General features: G+C 52.8%; 18 protein-coding genes. All 18 read left to right on the top strand.

Going from position 1 to position 15,833, the window contains the following annotated elements:
- Window positions 1–22: 22 nt before the first annotated feature.
- Entirely contained in the window at window positions 23–1,252 is a 1,230-nt protein-coding gene (gene spoIIIAE / locus QU597_RS19540; RefSeq protein WP_054941501.1) for a stage III sporulation protein AE, read from the top strand.
- A 162-nt stretch (window positions 1,253–1,414) separates the two neighbouring features.
- Complete coding sequence (gene spoIIIAF / locus QU597_RS19535) at window positions 1,415–2,203, top strand: stage III sporulation protein AF (protein ID WP_310829449.1); 789 nt, start codon at window positions 1,415–1,417, stop codon at window positions 2,201–2,203.
- Between the two features lie 33 nt (window positions 2,204–2,236).
- On the top strand, window positions 2,237–2,878 hold the full coding sequence (gene spoIIIAG, locus QU597_RS19530) for a stage III sporulation protein AG (protein WP_310829448.1): 642 nt from the start codon (window positions 2,237–2,239) through the stop codon (window positions 2,876–2,878).
- A 77-nt stretch (window positions 2,879–2,955) separates the two neighbouring features.
- Window positions 2,956–3,849: a SpoIIIAH-like family protein gene (locus tag QU597_RS19525; protein WP_310829447.1), complete on the top strand. Its 894-nt coding sequence runs from the start codon at window positions 2,956–2,958 to the stop codon at window positions 3,847–3,849.
- 326 nt (window positions 3,850–4,175) lie between these two features.
- Window positions 4,176–4,685 carry an acetyl-CoA carboxylase biotin carboxyl carrier protein gene (accB, locus tag QU597_RS19520; RefSeq protein ID WP_054941497.1) on the top strand — a complete coding sequence of 170 codons (510 nt, stop codon included), beginning with the start codon at window positions 4,176–4,178 and terminating at the stop codon, window positions 4,683–4,685.
- Window positions 4,686–4,739: 54 nt separating this feature from the next.
- Entirely contained in the window at window positions 4,740–6,083 is a 1,344-nt protein-coding gene (accC, locus tag QU597_RS19515) for an acetyl-CoA carboxylase biotin carboxylase subunit (protein ID WP_310829446.1), read from the top strand.
- A gap of 117 nt (window positions 6,084–6,200) precedes the next feature.
- A complete protein-coding gene (locus QU597_RS19510; RefSeq protein WP_310829445.1) occupies window positions 6,201–6,617 on the top strand; it encodes an Asp23/Gls24 family envelope stress response protein in 417 nt (138 codons plus the stop codon).
- A gap of 74 nt (window positions 6,618–6,691) precedes the next feature.
- The gene (gene amaP / locus QU597_RS19505; RefSeq protein WP_054941494.1) at window positions 6,692–7,231 is read left to right on the top strand and encodes an alkaline shock response membrane anchor protein AmaP; all 540 of its coding nucleotides are present in this window, start codon (window positions 6,692–6,694) and stop codon (window positions 7,229–7,231) included.
- Between the two features lie 15 nt (window positions 7,232–7,246).
- Window positions 7,247–7,480: a DUF2273 domain-containing protein gene (locus QU597_RS19500; RefSeq protein WP_310829444.1), complete on the top strand. Its 234-nt coding sequence runs from the start codon at window positions 7,247–7,249 to the stop codon at window positions 7,478–7,480.
- Between the two features lie 418 nt (window positions 7,481–7,898).
- Window positions 7,899–8,348 carry a transcription antitermination factor NusB gene (nusB, locus tag QU597_RS19495; protein WP_236332017.1) on the top strand — a complete coding sequence of 150 codons (450 nt, stop codon included), beginning with the start codon at window positions 7,899–7,901 and terminating at the stop codon, window positions 8,346–8,348.
- Between the two features lie 64 nt (window positions 8,349–8,412).
- Window positions 8,413–9,270 carry a bifunctional methylenetetrahydrofolate dehydrogenase/methenyltetrahydrofolate cyclohydrolase FolD gene (gene folD / locus QU597_RS19490; RefSeq protein ID WP_310829443.1) on the top strand — a complete coding sequence of 286 codons (858 nt, stop codon included), beginning with the start codon at window positions 8,413–8,415 and terminating at the stop codon, window positions 9,268–9,270.
- Window positions 9,271–9,277: 7 nt separating this feature from the next.
- On the top strand, window positions 9,278–10,630 hold the full coding sequence (gene xseA / locus QU597_RS19485; RefSeq protein ID WP_310829442.1) for an exodeoxyribonuclease VII large subunit: 1,353 nt from the start codon (window positions 9,278–9,280) through the stop codon (window positions 10,628–10,630).
- 4 nt (window positions 10,631–10,634) lie between these two features.
- Window positions 10,635–10,892, top strand: coding sequence for an exodeoxyribonuclease VII small subunit (xseB, locus tag QU597_RS19480; protein ID WP_236332012.1), 258 nt, complete (start codon window positions 10,635–10,637; stop codon window positions 10,890–10,892).
- A gap of 79 nt (window positions 10,893–10,971) precedes the next feature.
- Complete coding sequence (locus QU597_RS19475) at window positions 10,972–11,823, top strand: polyprenyl synthetase family protein (RefSeq protein ID WP_310833360.1); 852 nt, start codon at window positions 10,972–10,974, stop codon at window positions 11,821–11,823.
- A 94-nt stretch (window positions 11,824–11,917) separates the two neighbouring features.
- On the top strand, window positions 11,918–13,822 hold the full coding sequence (gene dxs, locus QU597_RS19470) for a 1-deoxy-D-xylulose-5-phosphate synthase (RefSeq protein WP_310829441.1): 1,905 nt from the start codon (window positions 11,918–11,920) through the stop codon (window positions 13,820–13,822).
- Between the two features lie 47 nt (window positions 13,823–13,869).
- Window positions 13,870–14,769: a TlyA family RNA methyltransferase gene (locus QU597_RS19465; RefSeq protein ID WP_310829440.1), complete on the top strand. Its 900-nt coding sequence runs from the start codon at window positions 13,870–13,872 to the stop codon at window positions 14,767–14,769.
- Window positions 14,770–14,855: 86 nt separating this feature from the next.
- Entirely contained in the window at window positions 14,856–15,326 is a 471-nt protein-coding gene (locus QU597_RS19460; RefSeq protein WP_310829439.1) for a hypothetical protein, read from the top strand.
- 29 nt (window positions 15,327–15,355) lie between these two features.
- Window positions 15,356–15,805 carry a transcriptional regulator AhrC/ArgR gene (gene ahrC, locus QU597_RS19455; protein ID WP_310829438.1) on the top strand — a complete coding sequence of 150 codons (450 nt, stop codon included), beginning with the start codon at window positions 15,356–15,358 and terminating at the stop codon, window positions 15,803–15,805.
- Window positions 15,806–15,833: the final 28 nt, after the last annotated feature.

Below are 15,833 nucleotides of genomic sequence, written 5' to 3'. Positions count from 1 at the left end.
AGAGAAAGGCGGTGGTAAGCCCATGTGTGAGCGCAGTGTGTTCCGGCCTCCGAAATTAAAAATGCTGCTGCTCCTCCTGCCCTGCCTGCTGTTTCTCTGGTATGCGGACACCGCCTGGGCCACCAGTGCTCCGCAAGCTTCAGGTGGTTCGTCCTCACCCGTTGACGGATGGGTCAAGGGTCAGGTGGAGAACCTGCCGATGGACGGGGTTGAATCATACTGGGATCAGCTGATGAAGGAATACGGGGGATTTTTTCCGGACGGTAAAACGCCGTCGCTGATGGATATGCTGCTTCCTGGTGAGGACGGGCTGAGCTTCAAAAGTGTCCTGTCTGGGCTCACCCGGTTCATGTGGCATGAAGTGCTGTATAACGGCAAGCTGCTGGTCACGATCGTGATGGTCAGCGTGCTGAGCATGATTCTGGAGACGCTGCAGACCGCTTTTGAACGGAAATCCGTCAGTAAAATCGCCTATATGCTCTGTTATATGGTAGTGCTCGTCATCGCCGTTAACAGCTTCAATATCGCCATCGGGTATGCAAAGGATGCGATTGACCGGATGATCGACTTCATGATGGCCATGATCCCGCTGCTGTTCGCACTGCTGGCGTCCATGGGCAATATCGTGACCGTGTCGGTCACCCATCCGCTGATTGTATTCATGATTCATACCGTAGGCACGCTCATCCACACCATTGTGTTTCCACTGCTGTTTTTCTCGGCGGTACTGCACCTGGTGAGCGCCATGTCGGACAAATACAAGCTGACCCAGCTCGCTAATCTGCTGCGCAATATCGGTGCCGGACTGCTGGGCGTGCTGCTGACGGTATTTCTCGGAGTGATCTCGGTCAGAGGCATCACAAGTTCGGTGACTGACGGTGTAACGATACGGGCCGCCAAGTACATTACAGGTAATTTCGTGCCGGTCATCGGCAAAATGTTCGCGGACGCCACGGACACGGTGATCTCGGCTTCACTGCTTGTGAAAAATGCAATCGGGCTCTCAGGCGTCATTATTATCCTGTTCCTTTGCGCATTTCCGGCAATCAAAATATTGGTTCTGGCGCTGATCTACAATGTAGCCGCCGCTGTCATGCAGCCGCTGGGTGATACACCGATCGTATCCTGCCTGCAGACCATCGGCAAAAGCATGATCTATGTATTCGCGGCGCTGGCTGCGGTCTCCCTGATGTTCTTCCTGGCTGTCACAATCATGCTGACCGCCGGCAATGTCACCGTCATGATGAGGTAAAGAAGCCGGATGCTCACAAACTAAGCAGATGCTTTCGAAGTGAGTTTTGTACGAAGTAGTTCGAAGAAGGAATCTCAACAAAACTTAAGCAGATGCTTCCGGTGCCAGTTTGCGAAGCAGGATTCATGAAGCGGATGCTCACAAACTTTTAGGAGGTACTCAATGACCTGGTTAGGCGGGTGGCTGCGGGAGCTCATTCTGGTGGTTCTGATGGCTGCCTTTGTGGAAATGCTGCTTCCAAGCAAGTCGATGGAGCGTTACGCCAGGCTGGTGCTCAGCCTGCTGGTCCTGCTGACGATGCTGAGCCCGATTGTCTCCCTGCTGAAAGGGGATGCCGCGAAAGAGCTGAGCGTCGCCATTGTCCAGCAGGAGCAGGGTGGCGGGCTTCTATCCGGTGCGGGAAAAGGGGCAGGTTCGCTGGAGAAAATTTTGGCGGACGGGCGGAGGCTGGCAGCCGGAGCCAAGGAGCAGAGCCTCCAGCTGGCCGCAGAGGAAGTGGCCGGACAGATGCGGGAGCAGATTGCGGGCAGTACAGGCGTGAAGGGAGCCACAGTTACAGTGAAGCTGGGGATGGGCAAATCCTCCGCCGGTCTAGGCGGTGATGAGGTTCCAGTAATTTCTTCGGTAACAGTCTCCCTGCCGGCAGCGGCGGGACCGGCACAGAGCGGCAGCACGGGTGGAGATACAGATATCGCAGCAGGAACAGAGCCGATTGAAATCGAGCCGGTAGCTCCTGTGCAGGTGGAAATTGACGGAGAAAATGCGGATTTAGGCATTTCAGCCGCTGAGGCAGCTGCTTCACAGGCAGACCTAGCTGGTGCTGATGGTACTGCCGGAAAAGCGGCTAACAACGATACAGAAGCAATCATCAAGCTGCTGGAAGCGAACTGGAATCTAGAGCGTGAATTGATTCAGGTAGTAGGCAGCGGGGCGGATACAGGGAAATCATGAAAAGCGATGTGAAACCTGCGAGGGGGGATAGAAGTGGGCAATTGGTTAAAGAAGCTGGAGCAATGGGCAGGCGGCGGCTCCGGCAGTCCGAAAAGGAGTCATACCTTCCGCTGGCTGATCATTTTGGGACTGCTGGGCGCGGCGATCATGCTGTTCAATTCCTTCGTGAATGTGAAGAAGCTGGACAGTGAGAACACGGGGCGGGAGCCGCCGGTCAGCGAAACGTCACAGGCCACCCTGCAGCAGGGGGATATGGGCTCTCCGAATTCTTTCGATGGTATTGAACAGGCGATGGAGGAGCGGACCAAGGAAATTCTGGAGAAAATCGTCGGTGTCGGAACCGTGGACATCATGGTAACGGTAGATTCTACAGAGGAAATCGTGGTGCAGCGGAATATGAATGATTCGCAGCAGCAGAGTGAAGAGACCGATGCCAGCGGCGGCAAACGCCATACGACTCAATACACAAGAGACGGTGAGATTGTCACCTACAGCCAGTCGGGAGACGAAACCCCGATTATCACCAAACGGATCAAACCACAGGTGCGCGGCGTCCTTGTCGTCGCCAAAGGCGCAGAGAATAAAGTCGTCCGTGGACTGATCGAAGAGGCGATCCAGAAAGGCCTGAATGTGCCGAGCTACCGCATCTCTGTCGTGCCGCGGAAGCAGGAATAGATTCTAGGCTGTGAAGAGAGTTTGCGAAGCGATTACTAAGAAGTAAATGCTATCAATAATTTTTAGGAGGAATAAGAATGAAGGGCAAAAGACAAACAATTTGGTTGGTTTCCATGCTTAGCTTGATGGTGGTGCTCTCGGCATACTATTTATTTACGGAAGACACAGGTGCTTCTATCCCCAAGGAAACGGCGGGAACTATCCAGGTAGACAGCGCGGATAACGGAACAGGCGGAACGGACTCCACGGTGCTTGATAACGGCCTGGTTGTCAATGAAGTGGATACACAGGGTGCGCTTGCAGCTGATGCTGATTCAAAGGATGCAACAGCAGGCGATGACAGCAGCACAGCAGCTGTTACAGATCCGGCAGCTGTTACAGACCCTGCTGCTATTACAGAAGACAGCAAAGCGACTACAGCTTCAGAGGACACCAAAGCCGCTGAGACTACTAAAGATAAACCTGTTGCTGCAACAAGCGGGGATTCAGATAAGACGGCCGCAGCAGATTCGGATGCTGCAGCAGATAAAGACACCGCGAGTGCTTCAACCGGCAACACACCGGCTAAGGGCGATGATGAAATTCTGAAAGAGGTTGCCGCCCAAAGCTCCTCCGCAAGCAGCTTGTTCAACAATTATCTTTTTGAACGCGAGCAGCAGAATCTTAAGAACTACAATGACCTGATTGCTCAGATCAATGACATGGAGAAGACGCCTGCCGAAAACGCGGTTGCCCAGGAGCAGCTCAGCAAGCTCGAAGAAAAAGAATCGAAAATCAACGATATTGAAACCAAATTACAGCAAAAATACGGTGAAGCCATCGTCAAAGAAGAAACAGGCGAGAGCTACACAGTGGTTGTGCAGAGCGATAAGCTGGATGTGAAAGAGGCGGTTGGCATTGTTGATCTCGTTATGAAGGAACTGAGCGTCACCCAGGACAAGATCAGAGTCCAATATGTTTCAGAGCAATAATTTACTGAAGAATACAGCAAAAAATGCCGAAAGAGCTCGGGTTGTCCCGGGCTCTTTCCATTTCTAGCGTTTGTGATATAATACATAAAGTTATCTTGATGAAAGCGACCCCAGGATTGCGCAAACAACTGAAGCTATGCAAGGAATAGCGAAACGGCGTAGCCGTTTTTTGCTTGAAAGATAAGAATTTATTTGCTTTACGCAATAAATGATCCTTCTCTTTCCCGCAGAAACGGATACCGTCCCTATATGGATGGCATGGTCGTTTCTTCTTGTCCGCACCAGAAAAGTGGCTTCGAGAGAAAGCTGAAGGAGTGAACTATTAAATGTTCAAGTTAAGTGAGATTAAGGAATTGATTAAATTGCTGGACCAGACCTCCTCTGTACATGAGCTGGAGATTGAAAGCGAAGGCATGAAGCTGGCTATACGTAAACCGGATCGCCCTGAAGCTGATGGAAACGCAATTCAGGCGGCTCCTTATGTCTATCCCTTTACGCCGGCACCGCAGCCTCAGAGCCCGCAGCATGTAGCACCTACGGTTTCAAGTGAGATTCCAGCTGCTGTGCAGCCGCAGGTCTCTTCTGCCGAAGGAGCATTACATAAAATTGTTTCTCCGATGGTAGGAACCTTCTATAGTGCAGCTTCTCCGGAAAACCCGTCCTTTGTAAGTGTAGGTGACCGGGTGAATGAGAAAACAACGGTCTGTATCATTGAAGCGATGAAGCTGATGAATGAGCTGGAAGCGGAAGTTAAGGGCGAAATCGTGTCCGTGCTTGCCGAGAACGGCCAGCTTGTAGAATACGGCCAGCCGCTGTTTCTGGTAAAACCGGAGTAAACGCCGCAGAACTAGAGGAGCTAGCAGGCCTCGTTAAACTTTGGGAGGAAACGCATGAACATTCAAAAAGTGCTGATCGCCAACCGCGGTGAAATCGCGGTCCGCATCATTAGAGCTTGCCGTGAACTGGGCATTTCCACCGTCGCGGTCTATTCAGAGCCTGACCGGGATTCACTGCATGTCCGGCTGGCGGATGAAGCTTACTGCATCGGCCCGATGCCGTCCAAGGATAGTTATCTGAACTTTACCAATATTATGAGTGTGGCTACTCTAACCGAGTGCGATGCTATCCATCCGGGTTACGGATTTTTGGCTGAGAACGCCGATTTCGCAGAAATCTGCGAATCCTGCAATATCACCTTTATCGGGCCTTCACCGGATGCCATTACCCGTATGGGCGACAAGGCTGTGGCCAAGGAAACGATGAAGCTTGCCGGTGTTCCCATCATTCCCGGCTCTGACGGGCTGGTAGGGGATGTTGAGGAAGCAGTTATGCTGGGCCGCGATATCGGCTATCCGATCATTGTTAAGGCTACCGCAGGCGGCGGAGGCAAAGGTATCCGCATTGCCGAGGATGAGGAATCCCTGGTGAAGCAGATTACAGCTGCCCAGCAGGAAGCGCAGAAGGCCTTCGGCAATGCCGGAGTATACCTGGAGAAATTCCTTACCGGCATGAAGCATGTGGAGATTCAGATCATTGCCGACAATCACGGGAATGTGGTTCACCTGGGCGAACGCGACTGCTCCGTGCAGCGCCGCCGCCAGAAGCTGGTGGAGGAAGCGCCTTGCTCCGTGCTGACACCGGATATCCGCGAAGCGATGGGCCAGGCTGCTGTACGTGCGGCACTCGCCGTGAATTACTCCGGAGCAGGTACCCTTGAGTTCCTGCTGGGACCGGACGGGCAGTTCTACTTCATGGAGATGAACACAAGAATTCAGGTGGAACACCCGGTAACTGAGATGGTGACTGGCGTTGATTTGATCAAGGAGATGATTTCGGTGGCGGAAGGCAATCCGCTTTCCTTCACGCAGGAAGACATCGTGATCAACGGCTGGTCGATCGAATGCCGTATCAATGCGGAGGATCCGGAACGTAACTTCATGCCTTCGCCGGGCAAAATCGGCTTTTACCTGCCTCCGGGCGGACTGGGAGTACGGGTTGACAGTGCGGCTTATCCCGGCTATACAATCTCGCCATTTTATGACTCGATGATTGCCAAGCTGATCGTCTGGGCGCCAACGCGCCAGGAGGCGGTTGCGAAGATGAAACGGGCACTCGCTGAATTTGCTGTAGAAGGCATACATACCACGATCCCATTCCATCAGAAGCTGCTGGAGCATCCTGTGTTTTTGGACGGAAATTTCGATATCAAGTTCCTTGAAGAATATGAAATTTAGGATGGCTTCACATTGTTTGTCATAAAGTTCGGCAAATGATATAGTATGTTTAATAAGAGACGTGCTCTCCGCTAGAAATGTTGAACAACTTTTTTATTGAAAGGGTTGAAGTCCAAAATGAGTACATTGCCGACGGAATACGAACGTACGGAAATCGGCGAAATCCAGATCGCTCCAGAAGTGATCGAGGTTATCGCTGGTTTGGCAACCGTAGAAGTTAAAGGCGTGGCTGGCATGAGCGGCGGATTTGCGGGAGGAATTGTCGAGCTTCTCGGACGCAAAAACCTGTCCAAAGGAGTCAAAGTAGAGGTTGGACAGCGTGAGGCTGCAGTAGATGTGTCCGTCATTATTGAATATGGCAACCGTCTTCCGGAAGTAGCCGGTGAAATTCAGCGCAACGTTAAACGTTCCATCGAGACAATGACCGGTTTGACCGTAGTCGAAGTGAATGTGCATATTCATGATGTGCAGTTCAAAACGACCAGCAATGTAGATAAGAACGAAGATACAGAAGCGGTTCTCCGCGTGAAATAAGGGCCATCGTTTATCCATAAACCCCCGACAGCACCGTCGAGGGTTTACTCTAATTTAAGGAGGTTATGAGACTCGTGGCAAAAATTTTGGACAGGCTTCTGCTGTTTCTGTACAGCTTAAGCATCGGAATATTATCTGTAATTGCCATCCTCCTTCTAAGCGGCGCAATTCCCGATACCTTGGAAATACAGGATGGTCCGGCCGCCTATATTGCTGCAATTGCGGTGGCTGTCATTCTGTTCCTGCTCAGCATCCGGTTCTTCTACATTTCTCTGCGCCGCGACCGGGCTTCACAGCCTTCGGTAGACCAGCGTACGGAATACGGGGACATACAGATTTCCATGGAAACGATTGAGAACCTGAGCCTGAAAGCAGCCGGCAAAGTCAAAGGCATCCGGGATCTGAAGTCGCGCATACGCGTTTCGCAGGCCGGGCTTGAGATTATGATCCGCGCAGTGGTGGACGGCGAGCATTCGCTGCCGCTGCTTACGACGGAGGTCCAGCGTCAGGTGCACGATTTCGTGCAGGAAACAACCGGAATTCCGGTTGCAGACGTGTCGGTCTATATTGCCAACCTCACACAGTCTCCAAGCTTCAAAAGTCGAGTGGAATAGAGGTGAGTTTCCCTTATGCCCTGGAGAGAAGTATGGGAAAGTCACGGGGGTAGAATTACCGGAGTAACCTTCGGTATTATTCTTGGATTGATTTATTTGATTAGCGGTTTTTGGGATATGCTGTTCTTTGCACTGGTAGTGTTCATCGGATATACGCTCGGCAAAAGAAAGGATACCGCACAGCCCCCGCTGTTTCAGTGGCAGGAGCTGGCTCAGCGGCTATCCGGACGCTGGCGTCCCTTCAAATGAACCGCGATAGTCTTTCTCCCGGAGCATGGAACCCGTCCCTTTGAGTTGCCTGGCTTGCCGGAGGAAAGGCTATGCGGTTTTTTTGATGAGAAGAATCTATCTGTTGCTGAGCTAAGAAAACTATGTCTTCTTGTGAAGATAAGTTACGAAGAGAGTAGTGTAATTGTATTTTGTGCAACTAAAAGCTGTTAAGACACCTCAATGTTGGTTTAACTGTATTTCGTACAATTAAATCCAGGAACGAACGCAGAAATAGCCCTTTTTCTGATTTTTAATTGTACGAAATACAATTAGGGATAGAATTTGCTGATATTAGCTCAAAATAGCTGCATGAAATACAATTATTTATTTTATAAACAGCAAGAAACAATGGAATACCAATATAAAAGTATGCGAGATAAGATTGTAGGAGGAACACATGAAGAGACGTTTAGCAAGAGAGATTATTGTCCAGAGCCTATACCAGATGGAAATGAACGATGTAGACAGCGCGGAAGCAGTAGAGATGCTGATTGCCGAGGCTGCAGATGAGAATGAGACGGAACATGTAATTACGGATGAGATTGAGCTGAAGGCGTATGTTGTGCAGCATGTGAACGGCGTGTGGGAGCATAAGGTCGCAATTGACGACATGCTGGAGCATTACTTAAAGGGCTGGCAGATGAGCCGCCTGTCGCGCGTTGACCGCCAAATTCTGCGTCTGGCCACCTTTGAAATGGTCTTTGCAGATGATGTGCCGGCTAAGGTTGCCGTCAATGAAGCGATTGATCTGGCCAAGCATTTCGGTACGGAAGACTCCGGAAAATTCGTGAACGGTGTACTGGGGAAAATGATTCAAGAGGTTGACACGCTAAAAGGCGATCTGTAAACCGTACGATAAGGCATTAAAGGTTTAACATCCATCTACAGTAGATAAAAGGGGAGAGACTTACATGACAGCAGCAATCATCAGCGGTAAACAAGTATCAGACGAAATTCGTATTGACATTGCCCAGCAGGTTAAACAACTGGCCGAACGCGGCGTGAAGCCCGGTCTTGCTGTCGTGCTTGTCGGTGAAGATCCGGCTTCTCAGGTCTATGTCCGCAATAAAGAGAAGTCTTGCATAGAACTGGGCTTCCATTCCGAAGTGCACAGACTGGCTGCTTCGACTACCCAGGACGAGCTGCTCACGCTTGTGGCAGAGCTGAACAGCCGTGACAACATTGACGGAATTCTTGTCCAGCTGCCGCTTCCTAAGCATATTGAGGAGAAAGCGGTCATTGATGCTATCGCTGTTGAGAAGGATGTTGACGGCTTCCATCCGGTGAACGTGGGCAATCTGATGATCGGGGATGATAGCCTGCTGCCTTGTACACCTGCTGGTGTTATTGAGTTGATCAAGCGTACGGGCACGGGGCTATCCGGTAAACATGCCGTAGTGATCGGGCGCAGCAATATTGTCGGCAAGCCGGTTTCCCTGCTGCTGCAGCGTGAGAATGCTACAGTGACAATGTGCCATTCCCGCACAGCTAATATGGCTGAACTCAGCCGCCAGGCAGATATCCTGGTAGTGGCGATCGGCCGCGCCAATTTCATTGACGGCTCATATGTGAAACCGGGAGCAGTTGTGATCGATGTGGGGATGAACCGTCTGGATAACGGCAAGCTTGCCGGAGATGTGGATTATGAAAGCGCCAAGGAAGTGGCCGGCTATATTACGCCAGTGCCGGGCGGCGTAGGCCCAATGACCATTACAATGCTGATGAGTAATACGCTGATTGCGGCCAAACGCCGCCACGGCTTGGAATAGGCTGCTTATGGCGGCAGAACGGCAAGTCTACTCGATCAAAGACCTTAACCGTTATATCCGCATGAAGCTGGATTCGGACGTTTTGCTCTCGGATGTATGGATTCGCGGTGAGATCTCTAATTTCACCCATCATGGCAGCGGCCATATGTATTTTACGCTGAAGGATGAGAGCAGCCGGATCAAAGCGATTATGTTCGCCTCGCATAACCAGCGGCTGCCCTTTGTTCCCAAGGAAGGCACCAAGGTCATCGCCAGAGGCAATGTGACGGTATATGAACGGGACGGGCAGTATCAGTTCTATGCGACCCATATGCAGCCTGACGGAATCGGCAGCCTGTATATGGCCTACGAGCAGCTCAAGCGCAAGCTGGAGCAGGAAGGGCTGTTTGCAGCGGAGCGCAAGCGGCCGCTGCCGCGCTTTCCGCGTTGTGTCGGGGTCATAACTTCACCGACGGGCGCAGCTGTACGGGATATCATTATCACCCTGCAGCGGCGTTTTCCGCAGGTGGCGGTTGTGCTCTATCCCGTGCTGGTGCAGGGCAAAGGGGCCGGCCCGTCCATTGTGAAGGCGATTCAGAACATGAACGCCATGGGCGAGGCCGACGTGCTGATCGTCGGCCGTGGCGGCGGTTCACTGGAGGAGCTGTGGGCCTTCAACGAAGAAGCCGTCGCGCGGGCGATTGCCGGCTCAGAGATCCCGGTGATCTCGGCCGTCGGTCATGAGACCGACTTCACGATCGCCGATTTCGCCGCCGATCTCCGGGCGGCAACCCCTACGGCGGCGGCGGAGCTGGCAGTGCCGCATGCCGCCGAGCTTGCTGCTCAGCTGCGCACAGCTGAGCAGCGGCTGCGCCAGGGCCTGCTGCGCCGCTCCCAGCGCGGCGGCGAGCGCCTGGCTTCGCTGCAGCGCTCGCTGGCGCTGGTCGGCCCTCGCCGCCAGCTGGCCCAGCACGCGCAGCGGCTGGACATGCTGCGCACGGCGCTTAGCCGCGCAGCCGAGAGCCGGCACCGCCGGGCGCAGGAGCGCCAGGCGGTGCTCAGGCACAGCCTGCAGCGGTTTCACCCGCAGGCCAGTGTTAATGCGGCCAGGCAGCGCACGGAGGGCATCACCCGTCAGCTGGCGGGTGCGATGCAGGCGCGCCTGCAGGACAAGCGCTCGCGCTATGTGGCCGAGTTGCGCCATTTGGATGCGCTCAGCCCGCTGAAGGTGATGTCACGGGGCTACAGCCTCGTGTACGACGAGAAGGAAGAGCATTTAATCAAATCGCTGAAGGAAGTAGAGCTCGGCGATGTGGTCAACATAAAGCTGAATGACGGACAGCTAAGCTGCCAGGTCTGGGGAATGAAGGAGGATGGCTAAGACGATGACGAAGGAAGCGGAGCTAGATTTTGAAGGTGCAATGGGGCGGCTGGAGGAAATCGTACGTGAGCTTGAGCACGGCGACGTTCCCCTGGAAAAGGCCATCGACTTGTTTCAGCAGGGAATGAAGCTGTCGCAGCTCTGCGGCAGCAAGCTGGAGCAGGTAGAACGCAAGATTGAAATGATCACTGAGATGGACGGGGAGCTGCGCAAGAAGCCTTTTGGCGCGCGGCTGGAAGGGGACAGCGATGAGCCGGTCTGAGCATAATCTGGAGATGAACGCTGCAGAAGGCGCGCGCCAGACGCTCGCGGATTATATTACCGGAGTTACTTCGGCTGTCATGCAGGAACTGGAGACAACGCTTCCGGCAGACTGGAATGTGCCCGGCCACTTAAAAGAAGCGATGGATTATTCCCTGCAGGCCGGAGGCAAGCGACTTCGCCCGCTGCTGGTTATAGCTGCCTGTGAAGCGCTCGGGGGCAGCCGGGAGGCGGCCTTGCCGGTGGCAGCAGCGATTGAGATGGTGCATACCTACTCGCTGATTCATGATGATCTGCCGGCCATGGATAATGATGATTACCGGCGTGGCAAGCTCACGAGTCATAAGGTATTCGGCGAAGCAACCGCCATCCTGGCCGGAGATGCACTGCTGACACATGCTTTTTATAGTGTTGTGCAGGCTTCCCGCCGACACGGTGTACCTGCAGAGCAGGCGCTCTCCATCGTAGAGGATCTGGCGGAAATGGCCGGTCCCCGCGGCATGGTCGGCGGGCAGGTGGCCGATATGGAGGGTGAGCAGGGCCTTACCGATCTGGAGCAGCTGCAATATATCCATCGTCATAAGACCGGGGATCTGATCGTGTTCTCGCTGCTTGCCGGCGGCAGGATTGCCGGAGCAGATGCCGGGCAGCTGGAAGCGCTGCGCGAATTCGGTACACAGATTGGCTTAGCCTTCCAGGTGCAGGATGATATTCTGGATCTGGTTGGAGATGAAGGCAAGCTCGGCAAGAAGACAGGCAGCGACATCAAGCAGCAGAAGGTTACCTACCCGTATTTTATCGGACTGGAAGCCTCGCGGGCTGAGGTGAAGAAGTTGACGGAAGCGGCCCGCAGCGCGGTGCTTGAAGGCGGTTTTCCGGACAATTCGCGCCTGCTGGAAATTGCCTCATATCTAATGTCCAGAGATCATTAGGGAAAATTCGGAAGCGGCTGTGTTTCGACAGCCGTTTCGTTTGTGTTATAATGGGGTTTATATTTTACAACATCTAGGAAAGCGGGGAAGACTCGTGCTGCTTCCAAATATAAATGATCCGAAGCAACTGAAAACATTGTCGGTGCCTGAGCTGGACACTCTGGCAGAGGAGATCCGTAGGTTTCTGATTGAGAAGCTTACTGTAACCGGCGGGCACCTCGGATCCAACCTGGGGGTAGTGGAGCTAACACTGGCCCTGCATTACTGCTATGACAGTCCCCGGGACAAAATGATATATGACGTAGGACACCAGGCTTATGTCCACAAAATTCTGACCGGCCGCCAGGACCGCTTTGACACCCTTCGCAAGAAAGACGGACTTTGCGGCTTTGTGAAACGTTCGGAGAGCGAGCATGATGTCTGGGAGGCCGGACACAGCAGCACCTCCTTGTCTGCAGCCATGGGAATGGCGATGGCACGTGACCTTAAGGGCGAGGACAACAAAGTTATCGCTGTAATCGGCGATGGTGCCCTGACCGGCGGGATGGCCTTTGAAGCATTGAATCATATTGGCCATGAACGCCGCAAGCTGATGGTTATTCTGAATGATAATGAAATGTCCATCGCTCCTAATGTAGGGGCAATGCACAATTATTTGAGCAAAATCCGTTCGGACCGTCATTATCTGCGTGCGAAAGATGAGGTTGAAGGACTGCTGAGAAGAATTCCGGCAATTGGTGGGAAGCTGGCCAAGACTGCTGAGAAGCTGAAAGACAGCCTTAAATATATGATGGTTCCGGGTGTACTCTTTGAAGAACTGGGCTTCACTTACCTGGGTCCGGTGGACGGCCATGATATTGAGAAAATGATCGAAACCTTCCATCAGGCGGACAATGTATCAGGACCTGTTCTGGTGCATGTGCTCACTACCAAGGGCAAAGGGTACAAACCGGCTGAAACCGATTTCTACAAATCACATGCGATTTCTCCTTACAAAATCGAGTCCGGCCAGTCCCTTAAGGCTGTCGGCAATCCGATGTACACGGAAGTGTTCGGCCAGACGCTGATTGAACTGGGCCATGAGGACAAACGGCTCATTGCTGTGACTCCGGCAATGCCGGGCGGATCAGGACTGTTTCCGTTTGCCAAGGAATTCCCTGACCGGATGATCGATGTCGGTATTGCCGAGCAGCATGCCGCGACGCTCTGCGCAGCACTCGCCATGGAGGGGATGAAGCCGGTGTACGCCGTCTACTCCACCTTTATGCAGCGGGCCTACGATCAGATCGTCCATGACATTTGCCGCCATAACGCCAATGTCATGTTCGCGATTGACCGGGCAGGCTTTGTCGGTGCTGACGGCGAGACCCATCAAGGGGTATACGATATTGCCTTTATGCGTCATATTCCGAATATGGTCATGATGATGCCGAAGGATGAGAACGAGCTTCGCCATATGATGAAGACAGCGCTGGAATATAACGACGGGCCGATTGCCTACCGGTATCCCCGTATTGACGGAACCGGTGTGGCACTGGATCCCGAACTGCGCGTTCTGCCGATCGGTTCCTGGGAGCGGCTGCGGCCTGGTGACGATTATGCGGTGCTGGCCTGCGGCCCGATGGTTCAGGTGGCGGAAGAAGCAGCAGAGGTGCTTAAGCGAGAAGGCATTCAGGTGGGTGTAGTGAATGCACGATTCCTGAAACCGCTCGACAATACCATGCTGCTGGAACTGGCCCATGCCGGAACCTCTATGGTAGTGATGGAGGAAGCCAGCCAGGCGGGAAGCCTTGGCAGCGCAGTGCTGGAATTCTTTTCGGAACAAGAAATTTATGATGCCCGTGTCCATTTAATGGGCGTTCCGGATATCTTTATCGAGCACGGTTCCGTCAAGGAGCAGCGCCAGCAGACCGGACTTACCGTTGAAGCGCTGTGTGCACGCATTAAAGCGATGAAGGCGCTCAGCAAATATACCTACAAGACGACTTCTACTTCCTAAAGTCCGGAAGAGAAACTCGTTAGCCCAAGAATGATCGGGAGATGAACATGGAACACCCTAAAGAACGGATAGATGTATTGTTAGTGGAGCAAGGCTTTTATGAAAGCCGGGAGAAGGCTAAGGCTGCGATTATGGCCGGTCTTGTTCTGGCGGATGAAGAACGGATCGAGAAAGCCGGCATGAAGGTGCCCCGCAGCTCCACCCTGAAAGTGAAGGGCGCCGTGCATCCTTATGTCAGCCGCGGCGGCCTCAAGCTGGAGAAGGCTTTACGCAAGTTTGAGATCGGCCTGAATGGACGGATTATGCTCGATATTGGGGCTTCCACCGGCGGGTTTACTGATTGTGCGCTGCAGAACGGGGCAAGCTACGTCTATGCCATTGATGTCGGTTATAACCAGCTGGACTGGAGCCTGCGCAATGATGAGCGGGTCAGCGTGATGGAACGGACCAATTTCCGTTATATGACGCCTCCTGACCTGCAGGGTCCGGTTCCGGACTTCGCGAGCATTGATGTATCCTTCATCTCGCTCAAAATTATCCTTCCTCCGCTCAAGGCACTGCTGAACCGTCCGGCGGACATTGCCGCACTGATTAAACCGCAGTTCGAGGCAGGACGTGAGAAGGTTGGCAAATCCGGCGTGGTGCGTGATCCGGCGGTTCATAAGGAAGTGCTGGTGAATGTGCTGACTATGGCTGCAGGGCTTGGTTACCGGCTGGAGGGCCTGACGTTCTCGCCGATTACCGGCGGGGAAGGCAACATTGAGTTCCTGGCGCATTGGAAGCTGCTGCCTGAAGCAGAGGATGCCGCAGGTGAAGCGCAGCTGGAAGCAGCGGCTGCTCCCCTCAGCCCTAATGACAATTTCGCAGCGTTGGCTGATGATGTTATCAAGGAAGCCACAGCAACCTTTACTGCGAACACCAACGGAAACTCATCGAAAAAACGATGAGTTTCTTTTGCTTGAATGGAGAAGTCTGCATCCCAAAAGCAGGATTTCAGCGCTGCTCAAGCGAATAAATCACCGAGGTGATTGTGTTGGCAAGCTCTGATAAAACCGTTATGGTGCTCATTGGACTGGCGGTTGCGATATTTCTGGTTTACCGGATCTATATATGGCTGCAGAGTTCACCGCGGTCCTTCCTGAAGGACCGGGTGCCGATCAACAGTGTGATTACGCCGCATCCTTCCATTGAGTGGCTCGAAGCAGCAGGGTACGAGGTGATTGGCGGCAAACTGAAAATCCCGCTTGCTTTTAATGTTGACGGATCTTCAATGTACAGCAGGCTGTTTATCGACTATGTGGCCAGCAAAGAAGAGGATTCCTTTTACCTGGTGATTTTATCCCGTCCCCGTAAGGAGCTGGAATTCACCGGCAGCGCGCTCCGGGATGCACTTCTGCCGTATTTACTGATTTACCCTGACTGCAGCGGCGTGCTGTATGTCAATACCGTATCGTCTGCCATACATGTGATTTCGCTCGGCAGGGATGACGGGGAATCCAATTAATGTTCATCTTTTAAATACAGGAGGCAATAATGAAGGGACACAGGCATATCAAGATCCGTGAGATCATTACACAGAAAGACATTGAAACACAGGATGAGTTGGTGGATTCACTGCGTGAAGCGGGCTTCCAGGTTACCCAGGCAACAGTATCCAGGGACATCAAGGAGCTGCTGCTGATCAAGGTGCCGATGGATGACGGAAGATATAAATATTCGCTTCCGACCGACCAGCGCTATAATCCGACACAGAAGCTAAAAAGAGTGCTGGTGGATAATTTTGTCCAGATTGATTACTCCGGCAACCTTGTGGTTATGAAATGTCTTCCGGGAACGGCTAACTCGGTGGCGGCGCTGATTGACAATATTGACTGGCCGCAGATTATGGGCACCATTTCCGGTGACGATACCATTCTGATTATTTGCCGGCAGCCGGAAGACAGCAAGAACGTAATTGCGCAAATAATGGGATATATCTCCTAATTTCAATTTAAACAAGTTCAATACATTC

This window comes from Paenibacillus pedocola, from assembly GCF_031599675.1.
Taxonomy (GTDB): Bacteria; Bacillota; Bacilli; order Paenibacillales; family Paenibacillaceae; genus Paenibacillus_AQ; species Paenibacillus_AQ pedocola.
This window is presented reverse-complemented; position numbering and strand designations above follow the sequence as displayed.